At 34.8% G+C, this 13340-nt stretch carries 10 protein-coding genes and 3 pseudogenes; 6 read left to right on the top strand and 7 right to left on the bottom strand.

What is annotated here, in order from left to right; all coding sequences use genetic code 11:
* Positions 1-19 precede the first annotated feature (19 nt).
* On the top strand, positions 20-469 hold the full coding sequence (locus OPR24_RS05715) for a hypothetical protein (protein WP_265033114.1): 450 nt from the start codon (positions 20-22) through the stop codon (positions 467-469).
* Here the strand turns inward: OPR24_RS05715 and OPR24_RS05710 are convergent.
* A pseudogene (locus OPR24_RS05710) lies at positions 426-1437 on the bottom strand (IS630 family transposase). The gene OPR24_RS05715 and the pseudogene OPR24_RS05710 sit on opposite strands and share 44 nt — an antisense overlap.
* A gap of 280 nt (positions 1438-1717) precedes the next feature.
* On the opposite strand from OPR24_RS05710, the gene OPR24_RS05705 reads away from it, so the two are divergent.
* A complete protein-coding gene (locus OPR24_RS05705; RefSeq protein ID WP_265033113.1) occupies positions 1718-2890 on the top strand; it encodes an NADH-quinone oxidoreductase subunit D in 1173 nt (390 codons plus the stop codon).
* A gap of 18 nt (positions 2891-2908) precedes the next feature.
* Here OPR24_RS05705 and recJ read toward each other — a convergent pair whose 3' ends face one another.
* On the bottom strand, positions 2909-4648 hold the full coding sequence (gene recJ / locus OPR24_RS05700) for a single-stranded-DNA-specific exonuclease RecJ (protein ID WP_265034015.1): 1740 nt from the start codon (positions 4646-4648) through the stop codon (positions 2909-2911).
* Between the two features lie 126 nt (positions 4649-4774).
* On the opposite strand from recJ, the pseudogene OPR24_RS05695 reads away from it, so the two are divergent.
* Positions 4775-5719: pseudogene (locus OPR24_RS05695) on the top strand (IS481 family transposase); the annotation flags it as partial.
* 90 nt (positions 5720-5809) lie between these two features.
* Entirely contained in the window at positions 5810-6976 is a 1167-nt protein-coding gene (locus OPR24_RS05690) for an aspartate kinase (RefSeq protein WP_265034014.1), read from the top strand.
* A gap of 304 nt (positions 6977-7280) precedes the next feature.
* On the opposite strand, the gene OPR24_RS05685 is transcribed toward OPR24_RS05690, so the two are convergent.
* Together OPR24_RS05685 and OPR24_RS05680 are read right to left on the bottom strand one after the other, a co-directional pair.
* A complete protein-coding gene (locus OPR24_RS05685; RefSeq protein ID WP_265033112.1) occupies positions 7281-7697 on the bottom strand; it encodes a hypothetical protein in 417 nt (138 codons plus the stop codon).
* A 149-nt stretch (positions 7698-7846) separates the two neighbouring features.
* Positions 7847-8218 (bottom strand): recombinase zinc ribbon domain-containing protein, encoded by a 372-nt coding sequence (locus OPR24_RS05680; RefSeq protein WP_265033110.1) that lies wholly within the window; start codon positions 8216-8218, stop codon positions 7847-7849.
* 29 nt (positions 8219-8247) lie between these two features.
* Here OPR24_RS05680 and OPR24_RS05675 point away from each other — a divergent pair.
* Positions 8248-9259 (top strand): annotated as a pseudogene (locus tag OPR24_RS05675) (IS630 family transposase).
* Here OPR24_RS05675 and OPR24_RS05670 read toward each other — a convergent pair.
* From OPR24_RS05670 to hemF, 3 genes are all read right to left on the bottom strand, one after another.
* A complete protein-coding gene (locus OPR24_RS05670) occupies positions 9238-9456 on the bottom strand; it encodes a hypothetical protein (protein WP_265033109.1) in 219 nt (72 codons plus the stop codon). The pseudogene OPR24_RS05675 and the gene OPR24_RS05670 sit on opposite strands and share 22 nt — an antisense overlap.
* Before the next feature lie 9 nt (positions 9457-9465).
* On the bottom strand, positions 9466-9780 hold the full coding sequence (locus OPR24_RS05665) for a hypothetical protein (protein WP_265033108.1): 315 nt from the start codon (positions 9778-9780) through the stop codon (positions 9466-9468).
* A gap of 81 nt (positions 9781-9861) precedes the next feature.
* Positions 9862-10686, bottom strand: a complete 825-nt coding sequence (gene hemF, locus OPR24_RS05660; RefSeq protein WP_264735810.1) for an oxygen-dependent coproporphyrinogen oxidase — start codon at positions 10684-10686, stop codon at positions 9862-9864.
* Positions 10687-10846: 160 nt separating this feature from the next.
* On the opposite strand from hemF, the gene OPR24_RS05655 reads away from it, so the two are divergent.
* Positions 10847-13327, top strand: a complete 2481-nt coding sequence (locus OPR24_RS05655) for a response regulator (protein WP_265033107.1) — start codon at positions 10847-10849, stop codon at positions 13325-13327.
* The last annotated feature ends 13 nt before the right edge of the window (positions 13328-13340 follow it).

The following is a 13340-nucleotide window of genomic DNA, read 5'->3' as shown; positions in this document are numbered from 1 at the left end:
TAGGCTTAGAGGTAAAAAAATGAATACTACAGTAGAAAAAAATAATCCAAAAATTTTTCCTAAAAATGAAGGAAAGATTAACTCAAAAGGCATGGTTGCCCCACCGGTACCACCAAGAGCACCAGAGACCAAGTTATCGTCGCAGAATGAGTTAGAAAAAATAGTAAAGCTTAAGAAAGTTGCTCCACCTGTTCCTCCGAAATCTTCCCAAGCTAAATTTGCTGGAATAAAAGCGATTTTTGAGCGAAATGCATCTCATTCCCAAGCAAATGATAGTAATAAAACAGTAAGTAGCAATCTTGGAAGAACATTTGGCCCAACAATGCAAAAACTCACGAAAGACAATATTCATGTAAGCGTTAGCACTTCTAACAAACAACGCCGTGATTCAGGGGATAGTGGTATCAGTGATGTTATACCAATTCTCATTGTTGGTCAGTCAAATAGGAGAAATTGCAGAGTTGTTTAATTGTGGAGCTGGCAAGAGAAGTAATAAATTTGCACAAAGCACCCTAAAGCAGAGCAATTGTATCGTATATTTTATTGCGCAAAATGTTCTGTTTTATGTATAACCAAAGCCTCTCAACAGGATTGAGTTCAGGTGAATATGGAGGTAGGTATATAATCTCAATATTTTTAGCTACCTTTAAATTTTTTGACTTATGCCAACTAGCACAGTCCATAACAAGAACAGCTTCTCTTGTCCCTAGATATTGCGACATTTGCTCAAGAAATACATTCATGCAATCAGTGTTAACATTTAGTGCAAATAAGCTAAAACTCTCTCCATTTTTAGGATTAACTGCACTGTAGAGATAAAAATTATGCCTACCTAATTTTATTTTAACCCGAGTCCTAGTGCCTTTTTTAAACCATCCATGCCCAACTTTCGAATGTGTGCCAAACCTTGATTCATCAAAGAAAAATAGCTCTTTTTCTGGATACTTGCTAATAGCTCCATTGAGATTTTTTTTTGAATTCCTCTTGTTTACTTTTATCTTGTACGTTGTGTACTGGTCTTGGTGTAATATATGAAAATTTCATCTTTTGCATATGGCGGTGTACTGTAGATTTGCTGATATTTAATCCGAACTTTTCCTGGATTCTTATTCTCATTTCTTTAATGGTAATATTAGGATTTTCTTCTATACATGCTTCAATTTGCTGTAGTTGAGCCTGATTTAATTTAGTTTTTCTACGGCGTGATGGAGGAGCAAACAGTTTTTCTTCTCTGCCAAATTTCAAGAGTTTTATCCACGAAGTTAGTGCGCTTCTTGAAATTCAATATATTTTTGCTACAGCCGTTATACTATGCTTTTTTGCCGCAATTACAGCATTTAGTTTTTTTGAAACATATACATTGTTCCTTACTTTCTTCAGCATTTCTTTTGCTGATTCTACTACTTTTTCATCCAATAATTTTGATCTTAATGCCATTTATACCTCGCTACTTCACTTACTTTAGTATGGCTTTTTTCCCATTATTGTCTATCCGTTCTTTGTATAGTGGGAATTGGTATCAGTATAGATTCCGCTAACGAGTAGCGGAATAACGAATTTGTTGTTTTTCAAATTGTAGGTAAACCTAGGCCACTTTAGCTATAAAGGTCAAGTAAGTTTTTGTTTCTATTGAATGACAGCTGTAGCATATGCAAGAAGTCTATTGACTTTGAGCGCACTTTAGCCTATACAATTTTAATATCTTAAACTACTGGACATGCCCGATCTAAAGACAATGATGTTAAATTTTGGCCCTCAGCACCCAGCTGCACATGGAGTGTTGCGCCTTGTTTTAGAGATGGACGGCGAAGTGGTTGAGAGAGCTGATCCTCATATTGGGCTTTTGCATCGTGGTACTGAAAAATTAATAGAACATAAAACGTATCTTCAAGCTTTGCCTTATTTTGATCGCCTTGACTATGTGTCACCAATGTCACAAGAGCATGCGTATTCACTATGTGTAGAGGAATTGTTGCAATGCGAAATTCCAATTAGGGCAAAGTATTTACGTGTCTTGTTTTGTGAACTGACGAGAATACTAAATCATTTACTGAACGTTTCTTCTCAAGCGCTTGATGTTGGAGCAATGACCCCTCTTTTATGGCTCTTTGAAGAAAGAGAAAAAATACTGGAATTTTACGAAAGAGCTTCAGGCGCAAGGTTTCATGCAGCTTACATCAGACCAGGTGGAGTTGCAGCAGATGTTCCAGAAGGCTTGATTGAGGATATTGCAAAGTTTATAGAGCAATTTCCAAAGTATATAGACGATGTTGATGAACTTTTAACAGAAAATAGAATATGGAAGCAACGCACTGTAGGAATCAGTGAAATATCAATTAAACAGGCACTTGACTGGGGCTTTAGTGGACCAATGCTGCGTGCTGCTGGGCTTGCTTGGGATTTGCGAAAAAGCCAGCCATATGAAATATATGATCAGCTAGATTTTGATATACCTATTGGCCAAAATGGCGATTGTTATGACCGTTATCTAGTGAGAATGGCAGAGATTAGGCAGTCTGTTAGCTTGGTGAAGCAGTGTATAGAGAAAATGCCTGGAGGCCCAATAAAAACTGAAGATAGAAAAATTTCTCCACCGCCAAGAACAGAGATGAAAAAATCTATGGAAGCTCTGATTCACCATTTTAAACTTTACTCAGAAGGATATCACGTACCAAAAGGTGAAGCTTACACAGCTGTTGAGGCACCAAAAGGTGAGTTTGGAGTGTATATAGTTTCAGATGGTACCAATAGACCTTATAGATGCCGAATAAGAGCACCTGGCTTTGCACATTTACAAGCTTTGGATTTTATGGCAAAAGGACACATGCTTGCCGACATTGCAGCAATTATTGGCTCACTCGATATAGTTTTTGGTGAGATTGATAGGTAATTATTGTAAAATAGTAACTCAACTAATGGTCAATACATCTTCTATTAAAAATTGTACAAATTCATTGCCATTCCAGTAATTCATAGAGATTTTACCCAAAATGGCTTTAACATTACCCTGCATGATAGCAGAGCCAAGGTGAGTATTTGCAGAGCGAAATGCAATAGCTCTTACCATAACATTATCATCAGCAATAAAACATTTTATATGGTCAACTCCTATAACTTCAGGCTTTCTTATCTTTGCTCCCTGAATGATAAACCTTGGTTCAGGATTCCCAACTCCAAATGGTCCCAAGCGTTGCAGTTGGTTCCACAGAGATAAGTTTATTGCTTTAGCAGTTACTATACTATCAGCTTTTAAAGTTTTCTCATTTATAGAGTTTGAAAATCTTTCAGTAAAAAAATCATGCAAATCATTTATTTTGTCTTCTTTAATTGAAAATCCTGCCGCCATACTATGGCCACCACCTTCAATAATTAAATTTGTAAACTTTGCGGAAAGGACTGCAGCACCGATATCAACTCCCAAAATTGATCTACAGCTTGCTTTTCCTATTCCATTGTTTAAAGACATCACTATTGTTGGTAAGTGAAACTGCTCCTTTAGCCTCGATGCAATTATACCGATTATTCCCTGGTGCCAGTTGCCGCTTACCATTATAAAATTTACACCTAATTGGGCAAATTTTTCCGCTTGTGCTGTAGCTTCCAAGAGAGCCTCATTTTCTAACACTTTCCTTGCATTATTCAAATCTATTAATTTTAGCGCGATTGAATGTGCCTCTTCATCATCATCGGTGGAAAGCAACCTTGCACCGAGCGATGCTTCTCCAATTCTTCCTCCAGCATTTATGCATGGCCCAATACTAAACCCTAATCGTGAAACACTTGGTTTTTCAAGGATCCCCAAAGCATCAAATAAAACACGCAAGCCAACGTTTTTTCTTGCTGACATAACTTTTAATCCTTGTGAGACAAATGCTCTATTGAGGCCTGTAATCTGCATAACATCGCAAACAGTTCCAAGGGCAACTAAATCCAGCAGATCAAATAAATCTAGTTCTTTTTTGTTGGTAAAAAATCCTTGCTCACGTAGGCTTTTATTAAGAGCAATAATCAGCAGAAATGACACTCCAACTGCTGCAAGGTTAGTATAAGGAGAGCTTTCATCAAGGCGGTTTGGGTTAACAACTGCTACGGCGCTTGGTAACTTTTCCGTACCAAGATGATGATCGACAACTATAATATCAAGACCAAAGACCTTTGCATCTTCTATTGGTTGATATGCAAGCGTACCGCAATCAACGGAAATACATAAATCGATCCCGTTTTTTTTAAGTTGTAATAAAGCATCTGTGTTTAATCCATAGCCCTCATCAACACGATCTGGAATGTAGATTATAGAGTGTATATCGATTGCTCTCAGGTACCTGTTAATCAATGCTGACGACGTTGCACCATCAACATCATAGTCACCAAATATTGCAATGTTTTCATTATTTTTTATTGCCCGTATTATACGAGAAACAGCTTTATCCATATCAAGAAGGTGAAAGGGATCTGGTAACAGCGATCTGATTAGTGAATATAAGAAGTCGCTCGCATTTTCTATGTTAACACCACGAGTAACCAATATTCTTGCTAGTACTTCTGGCAACTCAAATCTCTGTATAAGAGTTAAGATTTCCCTTTGATCTGCTTCTTGCAACTTCCACAATGCATTTGTTATGCTGCGCTTTTCAATTTCAAGTAGCATATTCTTTGTAAATAAAACTACTTTACCAGAACTTTTAAACTTGTTCCATAATTGTATTAGATGCACAGTTCCAGAGTGTGATGGTATGATAAAATGTGAGAAAAAAATATCATCAAGGGAGGAATTATAGGACAAGTATTACATGGGTGCGCCAGAACAACAGAGACAATTCGTAGAGCAATACAAAATAGTAAAGAGAGCATAGCAAAACTCTCCAAGTGTTATAACCTTAAACCAAAAACTATTATTAAGTGGAGAAAACGCTCATTTACCAAAGATGCTGGTATGGGTCCAAAGCATCCAAGATCAACTGTTTTAACTTTAGAAGAGGAGGCTATAATTGTTGCATTTCGTAAGCATACTCTATTGCCATTAGATGACTGTCTCTACGCTTTGCAAACCTCAATCCCACATTTGAGTCGCTCCAGCTTACATCGTTATTTACAAAGGCACAACATTAGCAGACTACCAGATGTCGATGGTGAAGTTAAACCAAGAAAGAAATTCAAATAATATCCTATAGGCTATTTCCATATTGATATCGCGGAAGTTAGAACAGAAGAAGGAAAGCTGTATTTGTTTGTTGCAATAGATAGAACATCCAAATTCACCTACATTGAGTTGCACAAAAGTGCTACAAAACCCATAGCTGCTGAGTTTTTAGGTAATCTGATTAGAATTTTACCGTATAAAATCCACACTATTTTGACAGATAATGGCATACAATTTACAAATCAGAAGCGCCATAAATACGCCTTCCGACACATATTTGATAGAGTTTGTGAAGAAAATAACATTGAACATCTTCTGACAAAAGTTAGCCATTCTTGGACAAATGGACAAGTTGAACGTATGAATAAAACTTTAAAGAATGCTACAGTTAAGAAATATTACTATCGTTCGCATCAACAACTTAAGGAGCATCTTTATGACTTTGTTATGGTCTACAATTATGCAAAGAGACTCAAAGCTCTTAGGGGTCTTACACCTTTTGAATTTATATGTTCTCAGTTGACAAAGTCTCCTGAATTATTTATAATAGATCCACACCATCACACTCTGGAACCATACATTTTATACTCTACCTTAATTCTAGTTTTCGGACAACCTCTATCTCTACAAAAACTATATTTTTCTTCAGAAGAGAGTTATATTGTAACTATGGACAAAATAATCATAAAAAAATTTGGTGGGACTTCGCTAACTGATTTAAACCGAGTTGCAAATTTGATAAAAAACGATATTGAGAAAGGTTGTAATGTAATCGTTGTTGTATCTGCTGTTGCAGGATTTACTGACCAAATGGCTTTTCAGGCTAGGCAAATCTCAAATTTAAGTTGCAGACAAGAGTTATCAGAGTATGACGTTATGCTTTCAGCAGGAGAACAAATTTCTTGCGGTCTATTAGCTATCACTCTCCAATCGATCGGAGTTAATGCTAAATCGTGGCTTCCCTGGCAGTTACCAATTGTAACTGATGATTTTTATTCTGAGTCTAAAATAAAAACAATAAAGATTGACCGTGTGAAAAGATCTTTTGCTGAGGGTTATACTGCTGCGATCATCGCTGGTTTTCAGGGTATAAATGATGATAGAATCACTACTTTTGGAAGAGGAGGCTCTGATATATCAGCAGTTGCCTTCACGGTAGCCTTTGGTGTTAGAACTTGCGAAATTTTTACTGATATTGATGGAATATATACAGCAGACCCGAGAATTGTTCCAAAGGCACGCAAGCTCAAATTTATCTCTTACGATGAAATGTTGGAAATGTCGTCATCTGGTGCTAAAATACTGCATAATCGTTCAGTACAACTTGCAATGAAGCATAACATTAAAGTGCAAGTGCTATCCACTTTTAAAGAAGTAGAAGGCACCACAGTACTACACAAAAGGGATGTACTAGAGAGATATTTAATTACTGGAATAGCTTATAGCACTAATGAAGCTCTTGTAACTTTCACTAACCTTGCAAATAACTTGCGTACTTTAAGAGATATAGTAGGGGCAAACGTTAAAATTGATATGATACATGGGTCAAGTTTTGTTATCTCCAAATTTGATATTGATTTAATGGAAAAGTTACTGAATAAGAATGAAAATTATGCTATAAACGATAATGTAGCTAAAATTTCAATAATTGGTATTGGTGTTATGTCTAACACTGAAGTGATGCACCGTACACTCAAGGTTTTAAGCGAAAAAAAGATAGAAATACTTTCTATCACAACATCCGAAATCAAAATCAGTATAATTGTTCAAAAAGAATACGTTGTAGCTTTGGTCAAAGATTTACATACTGAGTATGAGCTTGATATGCAACACTAGGATAGGCTCGACGTCCACAACTGTACGAACATTGCAATTTGGGCCTACCAGGAGGGTGTCATTCTCCTGTCATCCAAGTAGCTGACACTGGTTCCTTTATGACGGTGTCATCCCAGTGCCCAGACACTGGGATCCAGTTTTTGATCGAAAGTGTTTCATTTTAACTAAAGCCTACACTCACCAAATCCAATGCATTTACTTGCAGTTAAGTTTTCTGGATTCCAGCGTCACGCGCTGGAATGACAAGGCTATAGGTTACAAGCAAGACGTCATACCGCCGCGGTATCTCTTAGCATAGATTCCGCTAACAAGTAGCGGGATGACTACCCCTACAACAACATTGCAAGTATTGATTTTTCTCCCCATGAGAAGAGTCTGGAAGCTCTTTCACTCTAAACACAATGTTCACATCCTCAAAATTAATCTCAATTCGCTTAACTAACGTTCTAATAATATCACGTTTAGTTAGCCAGTCTGCATTATCAAGACTTGAGTTAATACTAGAGGAAAATCCCTCTAAATTTGTTACTACTAGAGTGAACTTTTGTGTGAGTTTTTTCTGATCAAATGTTTTTTTCTTTTGTTCTTCAACCATTTTTAAGTTTTGTTTCATTGCTTTAATTCTTGGCTCAAATTCTTCTTGATCAATATATTCTTGAGCATAACTATCAATTAACCTTGCAATACCACGTTTTAATTTATCTTCTTGTGCTTCAAGCAAAGCGCTTTTTTGATCTAGTGGTAAGTTCTGAAAGTCTTCGTTTATACTCCTCTAATATTCTATTCGGATTTTTTAATAGATGCTTTACTTCTTCCCACACAGCTATGTCTAATGTATCTGTACTAATTAATTTGTTGTTACACATTTTATTACCACCAAAAAGGCGTACCAATACAACGATAATACACCTGATTATTAGTTTTTTTTCCCTCCTTATTCCTTGCAGTGCTAGTACCATAATATGCATAATTACAAAGCTTACATACTACTAAACCTTGCAATAAATATCTTGCTCCTCTTTGTCTTGTTCTTGCTATTTTTCTATTCTCTGCTAATTGTTCTTGAACTATATCAAATAAATCCTCGTTTACTATACTAGGTACTTTAACATAAATCCAATCCTCTTTTGGAACAGGATAAGTAGAATAATTATCTTTTGGTTGCTCGCAGGAGTTTTTTTTGGTCTTATACCAATTCCCACTATACAAAGAACGGATAGACAATAATGGGAAAAAAGCCATACTAAAGTAAGTGAAGTAGCGAGGTATAAATGGCATTAAGATCAAAATTATTGGATGAAAAAGTAGTAGAATCAGCAAAAGAAATGCTGAAGAAAGTAAGGAACAATGCATATGTTTCAAAAAAACTAAATGCTGTAATTGCGGCAAAAAAGCATAGTATAACGGCTGTAGCAAAAATATATTGAATTTCAAGAAGCGCACTAACTTCGTGGATAAAACTCTTGAAATTTGGCAGAGAAGAAAAACTGTTTGCTCCTCCATCACGCCGTAGAAAAACTAAATTAAATCAGGCTCAACTACGGTAAATTGAAGAGTGGATAGAAGAAAATCCTAATATTACCATTAAAGAAATGAGAATAAGAATCCAGGAAAAGTTCGGATTAAATATCAGCAAATCTACAGTACACCGCCATATGCAAAAGATGAAATTTTCATATATTACACCAAGACCAGTACACAACGTACAAGATAAAAGTAAACAAGAGGAATTCAAAAAAAAATCTCAATGAAGTTATTGGCAAGTATCCAGAAAAAGAGCTATTTTTCTTTGATGAATCAAGGTTTGGCACACATTCGAAAGTTGGGCATGGATGGTTTAAAAAAGGCACTAGGACTCGGGTTAAAATAAAATTAGGTAGGCATAATTTTTATCTCTACAGTGCAGTTAATCCTAAAAATGGAGAGAGTTTTAGCTTATTTGCACTAAATGTTAACACTGATTGCATGAATGTATTTCTTGAGCAAATGTCGCAATATCTAGGGACAAGAGAAGCTGTTCTTGTTATGGACTGTGCTAGTTGGCATAAGTCAAAAAATTTAAAGGTAGCTAAAAATATTGAGATTATATACCTACCTCCATATTCACCTGAACTCAATCCTGTTGAGAGGCTTTGGTTATACATAAAACAGAACATTTTGCGCAATAAAATATACGATACAATTGCTCTGCTTTAGGGTGCTTTGTGCAAATTTATTACTTCTCTTGCCAGCTCCACAATTAAACAACTCTGCAATTTCTCCTATTTGACTGACCAACAATGAGAATTGGTATTAGCCTCAAGTTTCAGCTTTACTACTTCTTTAAACTCATCAAAACCCTCTCTTTCTTTGAAAATGTTCAATATTTTTTCCTTTTCTGCAACATTTCGAGGCATTGCACCATTTATTACTAACTCACCAAGTATTAAACAACATTTTTCCTTATAGTCTTTAAGATACTCCTTGCCTAGGACCGACATAACCTCTTTCTAATGAGCAAGTGCTCTTTCGTATTTATAGATTACACTTCTTATACCGTCGCTGCCTATTGCATTAACGTTGGCGCCAGCATTAATAAGTAATTCCATTACATCATAATCAAGACTTTTTACTGCATATCCTAAAGCCTGATTTAAAGCTTGATTATTATTTATATCAAATGATCCTGTATTCTTGAAAGACATAGTCTTTGAAAAGAATTTTCTAAAACTATTTAGTGCATCGTAGAGACTTAGAGTCAGTTTAACACCTTTTATGTCATTGTTTTTGACAGATTTAATTAAAAAATTATCTATTATACCCATGATTATACCCCCTATATAAAAGCTCACTATCATGGTACAACTTTAAACTATGATGATTTATTTTCTGCTAATAGCAGCTCTCTATAACCACTTAACAAGTGGTGGCATTGACATCATAATTGCATCTGGATTGCCGTCAGTCATTAAACCAAACCTTGTGCCACGATCGTATAACAGATTGAATTCTACATATCTGCCACGTTTTATTAATTGATTTTCTCGTTGTTCTTTTGTCCAAGATTTTTGTATATGTTTACGTATGATGTGCAAATAAATTTCCAAAAAGGCTTCACCTACTGCTTTTGTGAACTCAAAATCATTTCTCCAATTGCCAGAACTCAGATTATCATAGAAAATACCACCAATGCCACGCGGCTCTTTTCTATGTGGTAAGAAAAAATAGTTGTCACATTGCTCTTTAAATTTTGGATAATATCCGGTGTCAAATCTATCACATGTCATTTTGATTGATTCATGAATATACTTGCAATCTTCTTCATTTTTATATATTGGCGTAAAATCCATCCCTCCACCAAACCATTGTTTTGAAGTATATATCAGCCTTGTGTTCATATGTGCTGCAGGGATAAGGGGCGATTGCATATGAGACACTAAAGATATACCGCTTGCCCAAAACTCTCCGTTACTTTCACTTGCACCAGGAATTTCATTAATGGCTGAATCTGCAAATTTTCCGTGTACTTTTGAAACGTTTACTCCAACTTTTTCAAAAACATTGCCAAAAATAATTGTAGATTCACCACCTCCACCACCTGGGCGATCCCACTTTCTTTTTTCGATCTTTGGCTCTGCGGATGATTGTTTTTCAATTAATAAGAAAGATTCTATGATCTTATCTCTTAGTGCACAGAACCACTTAAATGCTTGTGTTCTTTGTTTTTCCATAATATCCTCTCGCTAGCTTATTAACATTGTTATATCTGATATTTAAGGAACTTAATTAGATTTGGATGATAATTATCTATCAAAGACGTTAATAAATCTATAATAATTAAATCAATATAATAAAACATTTTCGTATGTACAACGATGCCAAGTAACAATAATGAGTAAAAGATACATAGATAACAAAAAAGAGAACAGGGTTGACTTCATACTAAGAAATTATGGAATGTCAATTGTTGTGATGGCAGTTATTATGCTCTTACCTCCAGTAGCAATATCGATACTCTACTTTTTTGATATATATAGTCAGCATATTAATATAGAGATTAATTTATTAGTTAGCATTCTAACAACTCTCTTTATAATATATAATGTAAAACGCTACAGACACCTACTTAATACTATAGAATTTCAAAATGCAATATTTGCAAATGCACTAAATCATAATACAGAATTTTGCCTTATTTTACATAGAGATGAGGGTATTATTTATGCTGATGCAAGGTTCTACGAAAGGTTTAAAGATCATATAGATGATGACATTACGTTAGGCAAGATTTTTGAAATAGGAGATATTTCAGAAGAAGACAAAAAAGTACTCTATCATGCACTAAAAAATAACTCTTCTGTACAAGTATGCATTTCCTTAAACAAGAAGAATAGAGTATCTAACTTTCTTTTGCTCTTTGAGCCGATACCAGATAATCCCCAAATTGCTATAAATAGTAATAAGATTTTAAATTTATCATTAGTGCCAATAGCAAGGCCAGATGGGTATTTTGTGTTAAAAGCAACACAGATAAACAAGGAGCAGATATATGAAGAGTTAATAGAAAAACACAGTATAGGAACTTACATTGCAAATGCCAAAGGGGTGATTTTATCTGTAAATAAAAGATTTTTAGATATATTTGAACTGAAAAAACTGGAAAAAGGTAGCTCAATCAGTGATTTTATATCTCAATCTAAATATAACAATACAACAACCGATAATGAAATTTTGTTTTTTACTATAAGTGGTATTCCATTCAAGGCTTATATGAGCACTGCTATATTTTGTGATAAGTACAACCATAGCTATATATATGGCTTTATAACACCAACCGAATCAAATATTGTTGATTATCAATTACACCCTTGTTTTGCAAATTCATCAATTGCTATTGCACAATGTGACATAAACGGCAACTTTGTAAAGAAAAATACGGCACTAATAAAGCTTGCAGGGTCAGATAATAATTCAATCTTTACATTGATATTAGATAGTTATCATGTGAAAATACGTGAATATTTTTCGAGTAATAGAATAAATAATGCGTCCTTTGATGTACAGCTCAACGGCGATAATAACATAAAAATATATTTCAATAAGTTTCTTCATAATAAAATGATCTTCATACTTTGTTATTTTATTGACAATACTGAACACAAAAACCTAGAGATAAAGCTTGAGCATTATCAAAAGATGCAAGCTATAGGGCAGTTAGCAGGTGGTATTGCGCATGATTTCAACAATATATTGACTGGGATAATAGGATTTTGCGATTTGCTTTTACTCCAACATTCAGCTGGTGATCCATCTTTTGGAGATATAATACAGATACAGCAAAATGCAAAGCGTGGATCAAATTTAGTAAGACAATTGCTTGCTTTTTCAAGAAGACAGACCTTGCAGCCAAAAATTATTGATGTAAATAGTACTATAGCTAATCTTTATGAAATGATAAAAAGATTAATAGGTGAAAATATAAAGTTTAATATTTATTATGGTAGAGACTTGGGTGCTGTTAGGGCTGATCAAGGGCAATTAGAGCAAGTTATACTTAACTTAGCAGTCAATGCTAGTGCTGCTATGGAAAAGGGCGGAGAATTAACTATACGAACCTTTAATCAAAAGATTAACTCATTAAATTCTACATCTCAGGACATGTTTTCTCCAGACAAGGAAACGATCGAACATGGAAATTATGTTGTGATTGAAGTAATTGATACTGGATGTGGAATGACAAGTGATACAATTGAAAAGGCATTTGACCCATTTTTTTCTACCAAAGATATTACCTCTGGTACAGGTCTTGGCCTCTCTACTGTATATGGCATTATTAAACAAACTGAAGGATACATCTATGTTGCTAGCAAAGTAAATCATGGAACTAAATTTAGCATATTTTTGCCCATGGTTTACATATCAGATGAAAATCTGAGAGAGGAAGATAGTAAAGAAATAGAAAGACCGGTAGTAAGTGAAATTAAAGGTAATTGTATAATTTTATTGATTGAAGATGAAAATTCAGTAAGGGAATTCATCTCTAAAGCACTCAAAAGAAAAGGATTTGATGTAATAGAAGCAAGCATAGGCAGCGAGGCGCTAGAAATAATCAGTAAAAAAAATCAACACATAGATCTAATAATCACTGATGTAATCATGCCAGAGGTGAGTGGTCCAGAAATAGTTAAAGAAGCATTGATCCATAGGCCAAATATCAACGTTATTTTTATTTCTGGGTATGCAGAAGATGCTTTTTTAAAGAGTGATGACATCAATATAGAAGATTTTCACTTTTTGCCAAAACCATTCACTCTGAATGAATTAGGAAACAAGGTTCAAAGTGTGTTACACAAAGCAAAAAAGACAGTCTAATTTTAGTGTGATT

Source organism: Wolbachia endosymbiont (group A) of Sicus ferrugineus, from assembly GCF_947251515.1.
Classification (GTDB): domain Bacteria; phylum Pseudomonadota; class Alphaproteobacteria; order Rickettsiales; family Anaplasmataceae; genus Wolbachia.
The sequence above is the reverse complement of the archived record's forward strand: the minus strand, read 5'-3'. Positions and strand labels throughout refer to the sequence as shown.